Below are 17,325 nucleotides of genomic sequence, written 5' to 3'. Positions count from 1 at the left end.
AAGGTCAGCGACGCCGATGACAACCGAGGCCCGGAAGACAGGGCGCAAGCCCGAGCAGATCGTGGACATGTCCTGGGATCCGATCACCCGGATCATCGGAAACCTGGGCATCTACACGAAGATCGACTTTGCCAACCGGGAGGTGGTGGAGTGTCACAGCACCTCCTCCCTCTTCCGCGGCTACTCCGTCTTCATGAAGGGGAAGGACCCGCGCGACGCGGGCTTCATCACCTCGCGGATCTGCGGGATCTGCGGCGACAACCACACCACGTGCTCCGACTACGCCCAGCAGATGGCGTACGGGGTGAAGCCGCCGCCGCTGGCCGAGCACATCGTCAACCTCGGCGAGGCGGCCGAGTACATGTTCGACCACACGATCTTCCAGGACAACCTGGTCTTCGTGGACTTCTGCGAGCAGATGGTCAAGGCCACCAACCCCAGCGTGCTGGCGCGGGCGCAGAAGACCGCCGCCCCGCGCGGGGACATCCACGGGTACCGGACCATCGCGGACATCATGAAGGCCTTCAACCCCTTCGAGGGCGAGGTCTACAAGGAGGCCCTGAAGGTCTCCCGGACCACCCGCGAGATGTTCTGTCTGATGGAGGGCCGGCACGTCCATCCCTCCACGCTGTATCCGGGCGGTGTCGGCACCATGCCGTCGCCGACCGCGTTCACCGACTACCTCAGCCGGCTGATGCACGTCATCGACTTCGTGAAGAAGGCCGTCGCCATGAACGACGACGTCTTCGACTTCTTCTACGAGGCGCTGCCCGGCTACGAGGAGGTCGGCAAGCGCCGTATCCTGCTCGGCTGCTGGGGCGCCTGGCAGGACCCGAAGGTGGTCGACTACAAGTACGAGAACATGGACCGCTGGGGCAAGGCGATGTACGTCACCCCGGGCATCGTGGTCGACGGCGAGCTGGTCACCAACAACCTCGTCGACATCAACCTGGGCCTGAGGATCATGCTCGGCAGCTCCTTCTACGAGGACTGGGTGAACGAGGACCCCTTCGTCACCCACGACCCGCTGGGCAACCCGGTCGACATGCGCCACCCGTGGAACCAGACCACCCTCCCGGTGCCGCAGAAGCGGGACTTCGACGCCAACTACAGCTGGGTGATGAGCCCGCGCTGGTTCGACCAGCGCACCGGCGACCACCTGGCGCTGGACACCGGTGGCGGCCCGCTCGCCCGGCTCTGGTCGACCGCGCTCAGCGGCATCGTCGACACGCCGTACATCAAGGCCACCGGCACCAGTGTGCGGATCTCGCTGCCCAAGGGCGAGTCCCTGCCGGAGACCACCCTGGAGTGGAAGATCCCGAAGTGGTCCAACACCCTCGAACGTGACCGCGCCAGGCCGTACTTCGTCGCCTACGCCGCGGCCATGGCCCTGCAGTTCCTGGACGAGGCGATGGGGCTGGTGCGGTCCGGCGACACCAAGGTGTTCGAGGACTTCGAGGTGCCGGACGAGGCGATCGGCTGCGGCTTCCACGAGGCGGTGCGCGGGGTCCTCTCCCACCACCTGGTGATCAAGGACAAGAAGATCGCCAACTACCACCCGTACCCGCCGACCCCGTGGAACGCCAGCCCCCGGGACAAGTTCGGCACCCCCGGTCCCTACGAGGACGCCGTCCAGGGCCAGCCGATCTTCGAGGAGAACGGGCCGGACGACTTCAAGGGCGTCGACATCATGCGTACGGTCCGCAGCTTCGACCCGTGTCTGCCGTGCGGTGTCCACATGTACACGGGCAAGGGCAAGACGCTGAGCGTCACGCACTCGCCCACCTACGGGGCGAACCATGGCTGACCCGGGGCGGCTCGACGGCCGGGCGGTCGAGGCCCGGCTGGCCCGCCTCGACACGCTGCTGGAGGGGCTGGAGTCCGCCCCCGGCCCGACCGGCGGTCCGGCCGTCGAGGCGGTACGCCTGCTGACCGAGGTCTACGGCGAGGCGCTCGCCCGCGTCCTGGACCGCGCGGACGCGGCCCTGGCCGGGCAGCTCTTCGACGACGAGCTCCTCGACCATCTCCTGGTCCTGCACGACATCCACCCCGACTCGCCCGAGCGCCGGGCGGCCCGCGCGGTCGAGCGGCTGCGCCCCGCCGTGCGCGAACGCGGCGGCGACGTCGAGTGGGCCGGAGTGGAGGGCCAGGTGGGCCGGGTGCGGCTGACCACGGGCGGCGGTTGCGGCTCCGGGTGCGGCGGAGGTACCACGGAGGTGGCCGACGCGGTCCGCGAGGCGGTGCTCGCCGCGGCCCCCGAGCTGGTGGACGTGCAGCCCCTGCCCGAGGCCCCGGCCCCCGCCTTCGTCCCCCTGGACTCCCTGCGCCGGCCGCAGGAGGCCCGGTGAGCACCGACGGAGCCCTGGCCCGCCTCATCCGCTCCGCCGCCGACCACCGGCCGGCGGCGGAGGCGGAGGTGTGCGACCTGTGCGCCGCCCCGGTTCCCGAGCACCATCCGCACCTGTACGACACCGGCCAGGGCGAGGTCCGCTGCGCCTGCCGCCCCTGTGCGCTGCTGTTCCCGGGAGACCCGGGACGGCCGGGACACCGCTCCGGCGACGTGCAGTTCCGGCTGATCCCGACCCGCCGGGTCCGCCTTCCGAAGGTGGACACCGCGACCCTCGGGGTCCCGGTCGGTCTGGTCTTCTTCGTACCGCGCGCCGACGGCTCGGTCACCGCCGAGGGACCGAGCCCGGCGGGTGCCATGCGCTGGGAGGTGGACGCGGCGGCCTGGCAGCGGGCGGTCGCCGGCTGCCCGCCCCTGGCCGGTCTGGTCCCCGACGTCGAGGCGCTGCTGGTCAACACCGTCCACGGCCTGGACCACCACTGGATCGCACCGGTCGACGACTGCTTCCGCATGCTCGCGGTGGTCCGCCGGGAGTGGCGCGGCCTGTCCGGCGGCGGACGGATGTGGCCGGCCGTGGAGCGTTTCTTCGAGGAGCTCACCGAGCGGCCTTGAGGAACGGCAGCACAGGAAGGAGAAACCCCATGGGAAGCATCCGAGTCGGCCGAGCCCAGGCGAGGCCCGACACACCGTCCCACGTGCCCGGTATGCACCAGGGCAACCGGGGGCCGCACACCACCCAGACCGGGCACCACCCGGACGGCACCGCCGACGCGCGGCGCTCCACCGGCATCCACTGGAAGCGGCACGACACCCTGCTGGACGTCATGCCGAACATCCCTCCCGGATGACACAGAACAGGGAGTTCCCCACATGAAGGTCCAGCGAAAGAGAACCGGAACGGCGGCCCACCGCGTGCTGACGGCCGAGATCGCCGTCGTGGGCGCCCTCGCCCTGGCGGTGTTCGTCATGGAGCTGCCCTCGATCATGCGCGAGATGAAGATCTGGCGGATCGCGGGTGGTCTGCGCGCCGGCCACCGGTATCCGTGAGCCGGTCGTGCATGAACTGTCGATCGCGACCGCGATCGTGGAACAGGCCGGTGCATGGGCCCGGGCCGACGGGGCGGACACCGTCTCGGCGGTGTCCGTCCGGGTCGGCGAGTTGTCCGGGGTCGTCCCCGACGCTCTGACCTTCGCCTTCGAGGTGGCCCGTGACGGCACCGCGCTGGCGGGGGCCGACCTCGTGGTCGAGCAGGTGCCCGCCCGGGCCTGGTGCGACCCGTGCGCGCAGGAGTTCGCGGTGGGAATGCCGCCGTTCTTCTGGTGCCCGCGCTGCGACCGGCCCTGTCCCGAGCTGCGCAGCGGCCGGGAACTGGAGATCACCGCGGTGCAATGACCCCGCCCGGTGCCCCGGAACGAACCGGGGCACCGGGCGGGTCATCGGGCCGTCCTCAGCAGATGCGGGGCAGCTGTTCGCCGAGCGGCAGGTCGACGACCCGGGTGCCGCCCAGTCCGGTGGCCACCACGACCATCCCGGGATGGTCGGCCACGCACTCACCGATCCGGGTCGCGCCCGCCCCCTGCGGATGGGCGCGCATCGCCTCCAGGACGGCCTCGGCCTCCCCCGGCGGCACGAAGGCGACGAGCCGGCCCTCGTTGGCGACGTAGAGCGGGTCGAGCCCGAGGAACCCGCAGGCGTTGGCGACCGCCTCCGGTACCGGGATGGCCCGCTCGGCCAGCCGCACCCCCGTGCCCGAGGCGCGGGCGATCTCGTTGAGCGAGGCGGCCAGGCCACCGCGGGTGGGGTCGCGCAGCACGTGGATGTCCGGGGTGACGTCCAGCATGGTGGCGACCAGGTCGGCCAGCGGCGCGGTGTCGCTGGCGATCTCGACGCCGAACTCCAGCCCCTCGCGCACGCTCAGCACGGCCACCCCGTGCAGCCCGATCGGACCGCTGACGATGACGGCGTCACCGGGACGGGCCCGCTGCGGCCGGATGTCGACGCGTTCGGGGACGAGCCCGACGCCCGCGGTGGTGACGTACACGCCGTCCCCGTGCCCGGCCTCGACCACCTTGGTGTCACCGGTGGCGATGGTGACCCCGGCCGTCTCGGCCGCCGCGCCGATCGCCCGCGCGACGCGCTCGACGACGGCCAGCTCCACGCCCTCCTCCAGGACGAACGCGGCGGACAGGTAGGCGGGCCGGGCGCCGCTCATCGCCAGGTCGTTGACCGTGCCGTTGACGGCGAGGTCGCCGAGACAGCCGCCGGGGAAGAACAGCGGCCGTACGACGTAGGAATCGGTGGAGAGCGCCAGCCGGGCACCGCCGAGCTGCAGGACGGCCGAGTCGGTCATGCCGGCGAGCACGGCGTTGCCGTAGGCGGGGACGAAGACCTGCTCGATCAGTTCGGCGGAGAGGGCGCCGCCGCCGCCGTGGCCCATCACCACGACCGGCTGGTCGCGGATCGGTGCCGGACAGCTCCAGTTCGCCGGGTCGGCGACGGTCTGCTCAGCCAACGGGGTTCATCTCCTCGCGCGCGGCCGGTTCGGACATCCGGCGGTACAGGTAGTAGGCGGCGCAGGCACCCTCGCTGGAGACCATGGTGGCGCCGAGCGGGGTGCGCGGGGTGCAGCTGGTGCCGAAGGCCGCGCACTCGGTGGGTTTGATGAGCCCTTGCAGGACCTCGCCGGCCCGGCACTCGGCCGGTTCCTCGGTGCGGATGCCGGTGACGTCGAAGCGGTGCTCGGCGTCGAAGTCCCGGTAGGCCGGGCTGAGCCGCCAGCCGCTGGCCGGAATGGGGCCGATGCCGCGCCAGGAACGGTCCGTGACCTCGAAGACCTCCTCGATCATGCGGACGGCCGCCGGGTTGCCGTCCTCGCGTACAGCGCGGGGGTAGGCGTTCTCCACCCGGTGCTCGCCGCGCTCCAGTTGGAGGACCGTGCGGCGGATGCCCTCCAGGATGTCGAGCGGTTCGAAGCCGGTGACGACGACGGGGACCCGGTGGCGCGCGGCCAGTTCCGGGTACTCGGCCATGCCCATCACGCTGCACACGTGTCCGGCGGCCAGGAAGCCCTGCACCCGGCAGCTGGGGGCGGTCATGATGGCCTCGATGGCCGGGGGGACCCGGACGTGGGAGACCAGCAGGCTGAAGTTGCCCAGGCCCAGCCGCCTGGCCTGGTGGACGGCCATGGCGTTGGCGGGCGCGGTGGTCTCGAAGCCGATGGCGAAGAACACCACCTGGCGGTCGGGGTGCCGCTGGGCGAGCTTGACCGCGTCGAGCGGCGAGTACACCACGCGGACGTCGCCGCCCTCGCCCTTGACCCGGAACAGGTCGCGGTCGGTGCCGGGAACCCGGAGCATGTCGCCGAAGGAGCAGAAGATCACCCCGGGGCGGGCGGCGATCTCCAGTGCCTTGTCGATGCACTCCAGTGGGGTCACGCAGACCGGGCAGCCCGGGCCGTGGATCAACTCCACCTCCTCCGGCAGGAGTTGGTCGATGCCGTGTCGGATGATCGAGTGGGTCTGGCCCCCGCACACCTCCATCAGGGCCCAGGGCCGGGTGACGATGGACCGGATGCCTTCCAGCAGACGGCGGGCCAGCTGGGGGTCATTGAATTCGTCGAGATACTTCACCGGACCTCGTCCCCCTCGGCCTGCCGGGCCGCCTGCTGCCAGGCGTCGCCGAACTCCTCTTCCATCAGCCCCAGTTCCTCGAAGAGCTTGAGGGAGGCCAGGGCCGACTCCTCGTCGAGCCGCTGGAGGGCGAAGCCGACGTGGACGATGACGTACTCACCGACGCGGACGTCGGACACGTACTCCAGACAGGCCTGCTTCTGCACACCGCCGAAGTCGATCAGGCCGGTGAGCGGATCGGACGTGCCGTCGATGCTCACGACTCTGCCGGGCACTGCCAAACACATGGGTCACTCCGTCTCGTCGCAGACTGCCGTACGCCGGCCGTCCTCGGGTCGTTGTCCGTGGGCCGCGACCATCAGCTGCCCGAGGGCCAGCCCGCCGTCGTTCGGCGGGACTTCGCGGTGCAGCAGGACCGTGAACCCGTCGCCGCGCAGCAGGTCGGAACCGGCCTGCTCCAACAGGGCGTTGGCGAAGACGCCACCGGTGAGGGCGACGGTGCTCAGGCCGGTGGCCCGGCGTGCGGCGCGGCACAGGTCCAGGACCACCCGGGCGACACCGCGGTGGAAGCGGGCCGCCATCACCGGTACCGGGGTACCGCGCCGCAGGTCGGTGACGAGCGCGCTGAGGGCCGGGGCCGGGTCGAAGCGATCGCCGAAGGCGTAGGCGGCCGCCTCCTCGTGCCAGGCCAGGCAGGCCTGCGCCTCCAGTTCCAGGGCGGCCTGGGCCTCGTAACCGGCGCGGTGGCACACACCGGTGAGGGAGGACACCGTGTCGAAGAGCCGGCCCATGCTGGAGGTGGCCACGCAGCCGGCCTGGCTGGGCAACTGCCGGGCCAGCAGGTGGAGTTCCTCGTTCGAGCAGGCGGCGACACTGGGCAGGTCCGGGTCCCAGGGCAGGCCGGCCGCCCACAGCCGGGCCAGCGCCGTCCGGCACGGGTTGGCGACCCCCGCGTCACCGCCGGGGAGCGGGGCGGGGGCGAGGTGGGCGAGGCGCCGGTAGCCGGTGTAGTCGGCGACGAGCACCTCGCCGCCCCACACGGTGCCGTCGTCGCCGTAGCCGGTGCCGTCGAAGGCGACACCGATGACCGGCGTGGTGCCGTCGAGGCCGGACTCCGCCATGGCGGCGGCGACATGGGCGTGGTGGTGCTGGACGAACACCGGTTTCTTCAGCGGGAGCCGGGCGGCGCGGCGGCGGGCCCAGGCGGACGCGTGGTAGCCGGGGTGGCGGTCGGCGGCGACGAGTTCGGGGCTGACTCCGGTGAGCCGGTGCAGATGCCGTTCCGCGCGGACGGCGGCCTCCAGCGTGGCCAGGTCGCCCATGTCGCCGATGTGCGGCCCGAACCAGGCCAGTTCGCCCTCGCCGACGCACAGCGCGTTCTTGAGGTCGCCGCCGACCGCGAGCGCGGGCCGTACCGGGACCGGCAGGCTCAGCGGGCCGGGCACGTATCCGCGGGAGCGGCGCAGGACCTGTGCGGTGCCGTCGGCGCGCACCCGCAACAGGGAGTCGTCGCAGGGCGAGGCGATGGGCCGGTCGTGGGCGAGCCAGGCGTCGGCCAGTCCGAACAGCCGGGTCAGCGCCTCGTCGTCGTCCGTGACGATCGGTTCGCCCGAGCGGTTGCCGCTGGTCATGACCAGGACGCGAGGGCCGGGCGGGTCGCCGGGAAGTCCGAACAGGAGGGTGTGGACGGGGGTGTAGGGCAGCATGACGCCGAGGTGGGGGCTGCCGGGGCAGACCCCGGGTGCCAGCCGTACGCCGTCGCGGGGCCGGAGCAGGACGACGGGGCGGCGGGGGCCGGTGAGCACGGCCCGTTCGGCGGCGCCGACCACGGCGATCCGCTCCGCCTCCGCCAGGTCCGCGCACATCACGGCGAACGGCTTGTCCCCGCGCGCCTTGCGGGTGCGCAGGGTCTCGACGGCCCGGGCGTCGGTGGCGTCGCAGGCCAGGTGGTAGCCGCCGATGCCCTTGACGGCGACGATCCGACCGGCGGCGAGCAGCTCTCGCGCGCGCGAGAGGGCGTCACCGTCGCGAGCGGCCCGCACTCCGCCGCCCGCGGCGGGCACCAGCCGCAGCCGGGGCCCGCAGTCCGGGCAGGCCACGGGCTGGGCGTGGAAGCGGCGGTCGGCCGGGGCGTCGTACTCCCGGGCGCAGGCGGCGCACAGCGGGAAGCCGGACATGGTGGTGACCGCACGGTCGTAGGGCAGGGCGGTGGCGATGGTGAAGCGGGGGCCGCAGTGGGTGCAGGTGATGAAGGGGTGGCGGTGTCTGCGGTCGGCCGGATCGGCCAGCTCCCGCAGGCAGTCGGCGCAGGTCGCGGTGTCCGGCGGGAGCAGGGTGCGGCCCGGGGCGGACTGCTCGGTGGCGCGGATGGTGAACCCGGGGTCCGCCCCTGTGACGGGTACGTCCTCGACGCCGACGGCGCTCACGGTGGCCAGCGGCGGCGGCTCGGCGGCGAGCAGCTCACCGAACCGTTCGACGTCGGCGGCCGGTCCCTCGACCTCGATGATCACACCGTTCGCCGTGTTGCCGACGAACCCGGTGAGCGCGAGAGCGGTGGCGAGGCGGTGGACGTGGGGACGGAAGCCGACGCCCTGCACGGTTCCGCGAACGGTGATGCGCCGGCGCACGGCCGTCGCCGTGGTGGGAGAGGTCACGGGGCGCTGGGCGCGTGGACGTGACCGTGCGGGTGCGGGGCGAGCGGCGGCCGGTGCGCGGGCGCGCCGTCCCGTACGGCGAGCACCCGGTCCAGGACCGTGTCGACGCCCTCGCCGGTACGGGCGCAGGAACGGACGATCTCCACCCCGGGATTGACCCGCCGCACCTGGTCGGCGAAGGCCCTCTCGTCGAAGCCGGCCGGCGCGGCGAGGTCGGTCTTGGTGAGCACGACGAGGTGCGCCGAGCCGAAGGCGGTGGGGTACTTGGCGGGCTTGTCCTCGCCCTCGGTCACCGCCATCAGCACGATCCGCAGCTGTTCACCGAGGTCGTAGGAGGCCGGGCAGACGAGGTTGCCGACGTTCTCCACGAACAAGAGCGCGGTGTCCGGCGGCAGCCAGCCCTCCAGATGGCCGCGCACCTGCCGGGCCTCCAGATGGCAGAGCCCGTCGGTGAGCAGCTGTTTCACCGGTGCCCCGGACCGGGCCAGCCGCCTGGCGTCGTTCTCGGTGGCGAGGTCGGCGGTGAAGGCGGCGACGGGTACGTCCCGCTCCAGTGCCCGGGCCAGCACCCGGCCCAGCAGTTCGGTCTTGCCGCTGCCGGGGCTGGAGAGCAGGTTCACCACGCTCACCCCGCGTGCGGCCAGGTCGTCGCGCAGGCTTGCGGCCAAGCCGTCGTTGCGGGCCAGGACGGCCCGGGTGACGTCCTCGGACTGACACATGGGTGCTCCTCGATCGCTGCGTTCCGGTGGAACCCTCGGATCGGGCGGGGCTCGTCCCGGTCCGCTAGCGATCCTCCGCGCCGGTGGCCGCCGGGTGCGGGAGCCCGGCCGCGGAGGGGCCCGTGGATTCCTCCGGGCGGGCCAACGAGGGCGTGACCTGGGGATCCGCCAGCAGTGCCGGGACCAGGACGTGCAGGGCTTCGACGGCCTGTCCGACCGCGCCGCGCACCGGCTCGCTCAGGCCGGGGGCGATGTCCTCGTCGCCGCGTGGCAGCTGTCCGGGTTCGCAGGCGAGCACCAGGACCCGCGGCAGGGGTTCGTCGCCGAGGTGGGCGGCCAGGGCGAGCACCTTCGCCGGGTCCATGCCGTGTGCCTCGGGCGGGGCCGCCGGGGCACGGCCCGGGAGTTCGGGCTCGATCAGGGAGAGCGTGCCGGGGGGCCTGCCGCCCGCGGCGGCGTCGACGAGGACGGCGACCGTCCAGCCGTCGAGCAGGGCGTAGGCGAGGTCCATGCCCCGGATGCCGAAGTCCCGGACCGCCGCCCCGGCGGGCAGCGGGCGCCGGGTCAGAGCGCGGATCACCTCGGGCCCGAAGGAGTCGTCGCCGAGGAAGATGTTGCCGACACCCGCCACCAGCAGCCGCGTCACCGGGCACCGCCCGGGACCTTGCGGACGAAGTCCGAGCGCAGCGCGTGGTAGGCGGCGGCCGGGTCGAAGAACAGGGCGTGCATCCGGTCGAGTTCGTCCTTGCGGTACTCGGCGAGCGGTCTGCGTGCCTCGTCGGCCTCGCGCGCCGCGGCCTTGGCGGCGACGCGCCGGCCGAGTTCCGGGGTGCCGGCGAGCGCGGTCGCCAGCTCCTCGACCTCGGCGGCGAAGCCCTGTGCGGGGACCGGCAGCACCCGGTCGACGAGCCCGGTCCTGAGGGCGGTCGCGGCGCTCACCGGCCGCGCCTCCTCGGTCAGCCGGCGCGCGGTCCGCGCCCCGGCGCGGCGGGGCAGCGAGTACGTCCAGAACTCCGAGCCGTACAGTCCCATCCGCCGGTAGTGCGGGTTGAGGACGGTGCCGGCCCGGCACCAGACCTCGTCGGCGGCGAGGGCGAGCATGGCGCCGCCGGCCGCCGCGTTCCCGCCGAGCGCCGCCACGACCAGCCGGTCGGTGGTCCGCAGCACGGCCTCCACCAGGTCGTCCATGGCGTCGAGGTTGGCCCGGGACTCCTCGGCGGGGTCCGGGGCGGCCTCGATGACATTCAGATGGATGCCGTTGGAGAAGAAGTCCCGCCGGCCGCCCAGCACCAGTACCCGGGTGGGACGGGCGAGCGCGTACGTGTAGGCGGCGAGCAGGCGCCGGCAGTGGTCGGTGCTCATCGCGCCGCCGGGGAAGGAGAAGGAGACGAACCCGACGTCGCCGCGCTGCCGGTAGCCGATGTCGGTCCAGGTGCGGGGGCCGGGGGGCGGTTCGAGCGGGGCGGGGCTGTCGGGGAGGCCGTGGGCCGCGAGGACGTCGGCCGCGGGGCGGCGGAAGGGTGCCGGGTCGCCGGAGTTCTTGCGGGGGCGCAGCTCGGGGATCCACACGGCGCCGTCCCGGGTGGCCCGGCAGACCGCACCCGCGCGGGTCGCGAGCAGCTCACCGGGGCTGCCGCTCAGCAGGTCCTCGGGGTGGCCGCCGTGCAGGAACAGCTCCCGGCCGAGGAGTTCGTCGAGCACTCCGGGCTGGGAGTCGGCGCCGCGCAGCTTGCAAAGGACCGTCTCGGTGTCGTCGGCCGCCCAGTCGATCCGCCGCCGCGACTGGCGGAAGACGTCCCGCCAGACGATCCGGCCGCGGATCGCGGGATCGCTCTGCGGCACCGGCTTGTACGAGCCCTCCGCATACCGGCGTACGGCCTCGTGGACGGCGGTGAGGGCGGCGTCGGCGACCTCGCCCCGGTAGAGGTCGCTCTTGCCGACCGGCTCCACCGGGAAGGATTCGCTCGCCCAGACCGCGCCGGCGTCCACGGCCGCCTCGGCCTGGAGCACGGTCACTCCCCAGCGGGGCTCCCGCCCGGCGACGGCCCAGTCGAGCGAGGAGGGGCCGCGGTCGCCGGGCGGTCCCGGGTGCACGACCAGACAGGTGTGGTCGCGCCAGACGTCACCGGGGAGCGCGGTCTTCAGCATCGGCGCGATGATCAGTTCCGGACGGCGGCCCCGCACCGCGGAGCGGACGGCGTCCGGGCCGCGGTCGGCGAGGACGATGTCCACCCGGTGGCCGAGGTCGGACAGTTCGGCGTACACCCGTTGGGACAGGCTGTTGAAGGCGCTGGCGACGAGCAGAATGTCCATGGTGCGGCATATTTGCCGCTTCAGCGCTCTGCGGGAAGCACCCCGGCGGCGTTTCGCCGGCCGTCCTGGACGGGGCGCTCCTCCCCCCGTCCCTCCTGTCGCCCTTCCCGGTGTCCCGTCTGCGCCCGGAACGCCCACTCCATCCCGGGCTCCAGTACGAACCGGAAGACCCGGCGCACCGGCGGTGTGCACAGCAGGGTCACCACCGCGGCGGCGACGAGGGTGGCCGTCACGGCGCCCAGTGGGCCGTGCATCCAGGACGGGCCGTACCAGTGGGCGGGCTTGGCGCTCTGTGCGACGAAGCCGTGCAGCAGGTAGCCGTAGAGCGTGCCGGCGCCGAGGGCGGTGAACCAGGTGCGGCGGCCCGGCACCCAGGCGAGGAAGCAGGCGGCCAGCACCAGGGAGCAGCCGAAGACGGCGAGGGTCATGACGGGCCCGTACCAGGCGGGCAGGCCGAGCTGCTGGGCGCTGTCCCTGTGGAAGAACCAGCGGTAGCCCAGGTGCGGCGCCGACCAGTACGCGACGGCGAGGGCGCACAGGGCGACGGGGACGGCCCACAGGCGCACGCTCCACCGGCGCAGCAGGCGGAAGTGCTCCGGCCGCAGGCACAGGCCGAGCACGAAGTACGGCAGGAACTGCAGGGCCCGCTGCAGGTCGAAGTCGCTGCCGATGGACGGCGTGAGGCTCGCCAGCGCGGCGACGGCGAGCGCGAGGGGCAGCGGCCACCGCACGAGCCGCCAGATCGGCGTCGTCAGCCGCCAGATGAACAGGGCCGCCAGGAACCAGGTCAGGTACAGCGGATCCAGCAGGCTGATCTCACGGTCGGGGGCGTGGTCGCTCCACCGGGTGAAGAGGGTGTAGGCGACCTCGAACACCACGTAGGGCACCGCGACCCCGGTGACCAGCCGCTTGATGCGGGCGGGGCCGGCGTCGAAGCGGCGGGAGAAGTAGCCGGAGATGATGACGAACGCCGGCATGTGGAAGGCGTAGACGAACGTGTAGAACGCGGTGACGGTACGGCTGTCCGAGCGCAGCGGCTCCCAGGCGTGCCCCACGGCCACGAGGACGATCGCCAGGTACTTGGCGTTGTCGAAGTAGGCGTCGCGCCGGGCGGGGGGCGGTCCGTTCCGGGCGGCCGGGCCGTGCCGCGGGGCCGGGCGGGGTGGCGGGACCCGGGTCCGGGCCGCGTCCGCCGCGCCGGCGGGCGGCGCGTCGACTGTGGCTGCTGTCTCGCGGGAGCCGGACAGACCAGAACACCTCTCACACAACATGCGCTCACGGGAGCGAGGGGGGGCCGTGCACGGGGCTCCGCACGGGGGCGGTGCACGGCGGCGGTACCCGGGCGGTACTCCGGTCACGCTGCTCTCCGGAATCCCGCGAAGTAAACCTGCCATGACGCCCCGGCGTCCATGCGGGAAACCTCACACGTCCGCCGGACCGCCGGCCCGAAGATGGTTCCGCCCGTGCCGACCGATGCCTTCTGGGAGCGTGCCGCGTGACGTCGCCGGACCGAATCTCCGCGCAAGCCGGGAAGTCGCTCGACACCCGCCCGGAAGTCCTCCGGGCGGCGGCCGACGATTTCGGTCACCTGGTGTGCCTGCCGCCCCTGGGCGTGCTGCGGCCCCGGTCCGCGGCCGAGATCGCGGACGCGCTGCGGTACGCGGGGCCGCGCGGGATCCCGGTGGCCGCGCGGGCCGGCGGTCACTCCCTGCACGGCCAGGGGCAGGCACCGGGCGGGATCGTCCTGGACCTGTCCGCGCTGGGCGCGGTCGGCCCGGTCACCGGCGACCGGGTGTCGGTGGAGGCCGGGGCGCTGTGGCGGGACGTGCTGGCGGCGACCCTGCCGTACGGGCTGGCGCCTCCCGTCCTCACCGACTACCTCGGCGCCGGCGTGGGCGGTGTGCTCAGCGTGGGCGGCCTGGGCGGCGCGAGTCACCGCCACGGTCTGGTCGCGGACTCGGTCCTGGAGCTGGAGGTGGTGACCGGAGCCGGTGAGCACCTGGTCTGCTCGCCGGACCGGCAGGGCGCCCTCTTCGACGCGGTCCTCGGCGGCCTGGCACAGGTCGCCGTGATCGTCCGGGCCACGCTCCGGCTCTCCCCCGCCCCCGCGACGGTGCGCCGCTACTGCCTGCACTACCCCGGTCTCGACGCCTACCTGGCCGACCAGCACCTGCTCGCGACCGACCGGCGTTTCGACTACCTCGAAGGCCAGGCCCGCCCGGTCGAGGACACCACGGGCGGCTGGCACTACCTGGTCGAGGCCGTCGCCGCCCACCAGGGCCCGACCCCGCCCGAGGACCGGAGCCTGCTCGCCGGCCTCGCCTTCGACTCGGCCGAGATCACCGACCTCGGATACGCCGAGTTCGCCCACCGGGTCGCCGCCGACGAGGAGTTGCTGCGCGCGACCGGCGAGTGGCTGTACCCGCACCCCTGGCTGAACCTGCTGCTCCCCGAGGACACCGCCGCGTCCGTCGTGTCCGGCGTCCTCGCCGACCCCGGCTTCCGTGATCTGCGGGAGAACGGCGTGGTCCTGCTGTATCCCCTGCTCACCCGCGCCCTGCGGGCCCCGCTGTTCCGCCGCCCGCGTGGCGAGGTCGTCCTCCTGTTCGCCCTGCTGCGCACGGCCGCCACCCCGGGCGCGGCCGGCCCGATGGTGGCCGCCAACCGCACCGCGTACGAGTACGCGCGGGCGAGGGGCGCCGTCGCCTATCCGGTCAACGCGCTGGCGATGACCCCGGCCGACTGGCGGGAGCACTACGGCGGCCAGTGGGACGCCCTGGTCCGGGCCAAGGCCGTCCACGACCCGCACGGCATCCTCGGCCGGGGCCACGGGATGGTGCCCTGAGCATCTCGGTCCGCCGGGGTGTCGATTCCGCGCGGCGCCGTTCGTCGGTGGGGTGTAAGAAGCTCTTGAGGACCGGGAGGAACGATGAAGTACATGCTGCTGGTCTGCGGCGACGACACCGCCGACGCCACCGGGATGGCGCCGGTCGAGCCCTGGGTGGAGGAGCACGGTGTCCGGCGCGGGGCCCGGCTCTACGGCCACCGGCTGCAACTGCCCGACACGGCGGTCACCGTACGCGTCCGCGACGGTGAGGTGCTGCGGACCGACGGTCCGTTCGCGGAGACGAAGGAGTACGTCGCCGGATTCGACGTCGTCGACTGCGACAGCCTGGAGGAGGCCGTACGGATCGCGGCCGGGCACCCCGTGGCCACCATCGGGGCCTTGGAGGTGCGGCCGTTCTGGGACGAGGGGTTCGCCGAGGACGCCGAGACGGCGATCCGCGCTCTCGACACCGAGCTGACCGAGGCCTTCCGCGAGCGGGACGTCGAGCGGCTCACGGCCTGCTACGCGCCCGATCTGGAGGCCTTCGCGCCCGGTGACGTGCAGGGGCGGTCGGGGATCGCCGCGTTCCGCAAGGCGGCCGAGGGGTGGTTCGCGGCGCTCGACGGGCCGGTCCACCGCGAGGTGCTGGACCTGCGGGTGCGGCCCGGGGAGGGCAGCGCGTTCAGCCACGCCCTCGTCCGGATCCGCGGCACCCGCCCGACCGGGGAGCGCCTGGACCGGACGGTGCGCGTCACCACCGGCTACCGGGACACCGGTTTCAGCTGGCTGATCGCCCACGAGCACGTATCGGTGCCGCCGGCGGAGACGGCCGGGAAGGAGTGGTCATGAGGTACGTCCTGTTCATCTGCACGCCCGTAGGCGGCGAGGAGCTCAGCCCCGCCGAGATCGCCGAGGACCCGCGCTTCACCTCGTACATCCACGAGGTCCGCAGCCGTGACGTCGTCAAGGGCGGCGCCCGGCTGCGGCCCGCCGCCGACGCGACCACCGTGCGCGTGCGGGGTGACGACGTGCTGCTGAGCGACGGCCCGTTCGCCGAGACCAAGGAGTACGTGGCGGGCCTCGACATCATCGAGGTCGCCGACCTCGACGAGGCCATCGCGCTCGCCTCCCGGCACCCGGCGGCACTCGCCGGCGGCTCGGTCGAGGTGCGGCCGGTCTGGGAGTGAGTGTCACGGACGACGTCGAGAAGGCCGTCGCCGCCGCCTTCAGCGAGGAGTGGTCCCAGGTCGTCGCCACCCTGATCCGGGTGACCGGCGACTGGGACCTCGCCGAGGAATGCGCGCAGGACGCCTTCGCCCAGGCGCTCGTGCGGTGGCGGCACGACGGAGTGCCGCGCCGCCCGGGCGCCTGGCTGACCACGACCGCCCGCAACCGCGCCCTGGACGTGCTGCGCAGGGAGGCGGTGGGGGCGGCGAAGCTGCGGGAGGCGGCCGTGCTGGCGCGGGACGAGGGACCCTGCGATCCGGATCACGAGGGCGACGACAGCGGTGTGGCCGACGACCGGCTGCGGCTGATCTTCACCTGCTGCCATCCGGCGCTGCCCATCGAGGCCCGGGTCGCCCTGACCCTGCGCACCCTCGCCGGGCTGACCACGCCGGAGATCGCCCGCGCGTTCCTCGTCCCCGAGGCGACGATGGCGCAGCGGCTGGTGCGCGCCAAGCGGAAGATCCGCAACGCCGGCATCCCGTACCGGGTGCCGCCGGCGCATCTGCTGCCCGACCGCACGACGGGCGTCCTCGCCGTGCTCTACCTGCTGTTCAACGAGGGGTACGCGGCGACGGCCGGCGACGGCCTGACGCGGGCCGGGCTGTGCGCCGAGGCCGTCCGGCTGGCCCGGCTGCTGGCCCGGCTGATGCCCGACGAGCCGGAGGTCGTCGGGCTGCTCGCGCTCCTGCTGCTGCACGACGCCCGCCGGGACACCCGGGTGGACGCGGCAGGCGACCTGCTGACCCTGGAGGACCAGGACCGCACGGCGTGGGACCGCGCCGAGATCGACGAGGGCACCGCGCTCCTGGAGGGCGCGCTGCGTCGCGGCCGCCCCGGCCCGTACCAGATCCAGGCGGCGATCGCGGCCTGCCACGCCACCGCGGCGACCGCCGCCGACACCGACTGGGCGGACGTCGCCGGTCTGTACGGCGAACTCGAGCGGTACGTCCCCTCGGCCGTGGTCCGGCTCAACCGCGCGGTCGCCGTGGGCATGGCCGAGGGCGGTGAGGCGGGCCTCGCCCTGGTGGCGGAGCTGGAGGCGACGGACGACCTGGCCGGTTACCACCTGCTGCCGGCGACCCGCGCCGACCTGCTGCGCCGCATGGGGCGCGGCGGCGAGGCGGCCGCGTCCTACGAACGGGCCCTGGAACTGGTGGAGAACACGGCCGAGCGGAGGTTCCTGGAGAAAAGGCTCATGGAGTGCCGGGCCGGGTAGGCACCACCGGGCGCCACGACCGCGCCGGCCGCGCCGCTTCGCGTCCTGCGGCAGTTCCCTGAACTCCTGCCATCGCACCCGAGGCCGGGGCGGACCGCGCCGGCGCGGACGGCGGTCGGTGGCCCGTCCCCGCGGATGCTGAGCGCCTTCTGAGCGAACGCCAGGGACGTGCTCGACAGCAGGGTTCCGTCCGGGCGGCGCCGCACGGCCGCCGGCCACGCCAGGGGGTGCCGTCCCGGCCCAGGGTGACGAACTCGCAGGTGCGGTGGGCGTCCAGGACCGCGAGCGCGGCGGAGTCGAGTACGGTCACCGGGCTACTCCCCGTCCAGCGGCGCGCGCATGGCGCGGCGGCGGGCCGCGTACTGGCGGCGGCCGACGGTCCGCCACAGCAC

The 17,325-nt window shown here is 73.6% G+C and carries 18 protein-coding genes; 10 read left to right on the top strand and 8 right to left on the bottom strand.

Features of this window, described 5'->3' with window-relative positions:
• Positions 1-16: 16 nt before the first annotated feature.
• Genes ACZ4O3_RS23200 through hypA form a run of 6 tightly spaced genes read left to right on the top strand, consistent with a single transcriptional unit; the run spans position 17 to position 3,740 of the window.
• Entirely contained in the window at positions 17-1,807 is a 1,791-nt protein-coding gene (locus ACZ4O3_RS23200) for a nickel-dependent hydrogenase large subunit (RefSeq protein ID WP_362729204.1), read from the top strand.
• Positions 1,800-2,348, top strand: coding sequence for a NifU family protein (locus ACZ4O3_RS23195; protein ID WP_384999471.1), 549 nt, complete (start codon positions 1,800-1,802; stop codon positions 2,346-2,348). Before ACZ4O3_RS23200 ends, ACZ4O3_RS23195 begins: the two co-directional genes overlap by 8 nt.
• Positions 2,345-2,959 (top strand): DUF5947 family protein, encoded by a 615-nt coding sequence (locus ACZ4O3_RS23190; RefSeq protein ID WP_467723989.1) that lies wholly within the window; start codon positions 2,345-2,347, stop codon positions 2,957-2,959. The genes ACZ4O3_RS23195 and ACZ4O3_RS23190 overlap by 4 nt, the downstream gene beginning before the upstream one ends.
• A 29-nt stretch (positions 2,960-2,988) precedes the next feature.
• A complete protein-coding gene (locus ACZ4O3_RS23185; RefSeq protein WP_362728112.1) occupies positions 2,989-3,195 on the top strand; it encodes a hypothetical protein in 207 nt (68 codons plus the stop codon).
• 22 nt (positions 3,196-3,217) lie between these two features.
• Positions 3,218-3,394: a hypothetical protein gene (locus tag ACZ4O3_RS23180; RefSeq protein WP_362728110.1), complete on the top strand. Its 177-nt coding sequence runs from the start codon at positions 3,218-3,220 to the stop codon at positions 3,392-3,394.
• A 7-nt stretch (positions 3,395-3,401) separates the two neighbouring features.
• Positions 3,402-3,740, top strand: a complete 339-nt coding sequence (gene hypA, locus ACZ4O3_RS23175; protein ID WP_384999459.1) for a hydrogenase maturation nickel metallochaperone HypA — start codon at positions 3,402-3,404, stop codon at positions 3,738-3,740.
• Between the two features lie 55 nt (positions 3,741-3,795).
• Here the strand turns inward: hypA and hypE are convergent, their stop codons facing one another.
• The 8 genes from hypE to ACZ4O3_RS23135 all read right to left on the bottom strand — a co-directional run bounded on the left by hypE (position 3,796) and on the right by ACZ4O3_RS23135 (position 12,934).
• On the bottom strand, positions 3,796-4,785 hold the full coding sequence (gene hypE, locus ACZ4O3_RS23170) for a hydrogenase expression/formation protein HypE (protein ID WP_384999599.1): 990 nt from the start codon (positions 4,783-4,785) through the stop codon (positions 3,796-3,798).
• A gap of 67 nt (positions 4,786-4,852) precedes the next feature.
• Positions 4,853-5,977, bottom strand: coding sequence for a hydrogenase formation protein HypD (gene hypD, locus ACZ4O3_RS23165; RefSeq protein ID WP_362727810.1), 1,125 nt, complete (start codon positions 5,975-5,977; stop codon positions 4,853-4,855).
• Positions 5,974-6,264, bottom strand: a complete 291-nt coding sequence (locus ACZ4O3_RS23160) for a HypC/HybG/HupF family hydrogenase formation chaperone (RefSeq protein WP_362727812.1) — start codon at positions 6,262-6,264, stop codon at positions 5,974-5,976. Before ACZ4O3_RS23160 ends, hypD begins: the two co-directional genes overlap by 4 nt.
• A gap of 3 nt (positions 6,265-6,267) precedes the next feature.
• Positions 6,268-8,631, bottom strand: coding sequence for a carbamoyltransferase HypF (gene hypF / locus ACZ4O3_RS23155; RefSeq protein WP_467723986.1), 2,364 nt, complete (start codon positions 8,629-8,631; stop codon positions 6,268-6,270).
• Positions 8,628-9,350, bottom strand: coding sequence for a hydrogenase nickel incorporation protein HypB (gene hypB, locus ACZ4O3_RS23150; protein ID WP_384999451.1), 723 nt, complete (start codon positions 9,348-9,350; stop codon positions 8,628-8,630). Before hypB ends, hypF begins: the two co-directional genes overlap by 4 nt.
• A 64-nt stretch (positions 9,351-9,414) precedes the next feature.
• Entirely contained in the window at positions 9,415-9,996 is a 582-nt protein-coding gene (locus tag ACZ4O3_RS23145) for a hydrogenase maturation protease (RefSeq protein WP_467723984.1), read from the bottom strand.
• Positions 9,993-11,663: a hydrogenase maturation protein gene (locus tag ACZ4O3_RS23140; RefSeq protein ID WP_467723982.1), complete on the bottom strand. Its 1,671-nt coding sequence runs from the start codon at positions 11,661-11,663 to the stop codon at positions 9,993-9,995. Before ACZ4O3_RS23140 ends, ACZ4O3_RS23145 begins: the two co-directional genes overlap by 4 nt.
• A gap of 20 nt (positions 11,664-11,683) precedes the next feature.
• Entirely contained in the window at positions 11,684-12,934 is a 1,251-nt protein-coding gene (locus ACZ4O3_RS23135; protein WP_467723980.1) for an acyltransferase family protein, read from the bottom strand.
• Between the two features lie 224 nt (positions 12,935-13,158).
• On the opposite strand from ACZ4O3_RS23135, the gene ACZ4O3_RS23130 reads away from it, so the two are divergent.
• The 4 genes from ACZ4O3_RS23130 to ACZ4O3_RS23115 all read left to right on the top strand — a co-directional run bounded on the left by ACZ4O3_RS23130 (position 13,159) and on the right by ACZ4O3_RS23115 (position 16,933).
• On the top strand, positions 13,159-14,508 hold the full coding sequence (locus ACZ4O3_RS23130) for an FAD-binding protein (RefSeq protein WP_467723978.1): 1,350 nt from the start codon (positions 13,159-13,161) through the stop codon (positions 14,506-14,508).
• An 84-nt stretch (positions 14,509-14,592) separates the two neighbouring features.
• Entirely contained in the window at positions 14,593-15,339 is a 747-nt protein-coding gene (locus tag ACZ4O3_RS23125; protein ID WP_362726905.1) for a nuclear transport factor 2 family protein, read from the top strand.
• On the top strand, positions 15,336-15,677 hold the full coding sequence (locus ACZ4O3_RS23120; RefSeq protein ID WP_362726908.1) for a YciI family protein: 342 nt from the start codon (positions 15,336-15,338) through the stop codon (positions 15,675-15,677). Before ACZ4O3_RS23125 ends, ACZ4O3_RS23120 begins: the two co-directional genes overlap by 4 nt.
• Entirely contained in the window at positions 15,674-16,933 is a 1,260-nt protein-coding gene (locus ACZ4O3_RS23115) for an RNA polymerase sigma factor (RefSeq protein ID WP_467723976.1), read from the top strand. Before ACZ4O3_RS23120 ends, ACZ4O3_RS23115 begins: the two co-directional genes overlap by 4 nt.
• Positions 16,934-17,325 lie beyond the last annotated feature (392 nt).

The organism is Streptomyces sp. NPDC026515, from assembly GCF_055567595.1.
Note: the sequence above shows the minus strand (reverse complement) of the source record. Positions and strands in the feature narration are given on the sequence as shown.

Coding starts and splice junctions, on each gene's coding strand:
- ACZ4O3_RS23200 (WP_362729204.1), top strand. CDS start 17: ATGACAACCGAGGCCCGGAAGACAGGGCGCAAGCCCGAGCAGATCGTG.
- ACZ4O3_RS23195 (WP_384999471.1), top strand. CDS start 1,800: ATGGCTGACCCGGGGCGGCTCGACGGCCGGGCGGTCGAGGCCCGGCTG.
- ACZ4O3_RS23185 (WP_362728112.1), top strand. CDS start 2,989: ATGGGAAGCATCCGAGTCGGCCGAGCCCAGGCGAGGCCCGACACACCG.
- ACZ4O3_RS23180 (WP_362728110.1), top strand. CDS start 3,218: ATGAAGGTCCAGCGAAAGAGAACCGGAACGGCGGCCCACCGCGTGCTG.
- hypE (WP_384999599.1), bottom strand. CDS start 4,785: ATGGGCCACGGCGGCGGCGGCGCCCTCTCCGCCGAACTGATCGAGCAG.
- ACZ4O3_RS23160 (WP_362727812.1), bottom strand. CDS start 6,264: ATGTGTTTGGCAGTGCCCGGCAGAGTCGTGAGCATCGACGGCACGTCC.
- hypB (WP_384999451.1), bottom strand. CDS start 9,350: ATGTGTCAGTCCGAGGACGTCACCCGGGCCGTCCTGGCCCGCAACGAC.
- ACZ4O3_RS23140 (WP_467723982.1), bottom strand. CDS start 11,663: ATGGACATTCTGCTCGTCGCCAGCGCCTTCAACAGCCTGTCCCAACGG.
- ACZ4O3_RS23135 (WP_467723980.1), bottom strand. CDS start 12,934: ATGTTGTGTGAGAGGTGTTCTGGTCTGTCCGGCTCCCGCGAGACAGCA.
- ACZ4O3_RS23125 (WP_362726905.1), top strand. CDS start 14,593: ATGAAGTACATGCTGCTGGTCTGCGGCGACGACACCGCCGACGCCACC.
- ACZ4O3_RS23120 (WP_362726908.1), top strand. CDS start 15,336: ATGAGGTACGTCCTGTTCATCTGCACGCCCGTAGGCGGCGAGGAGCTC.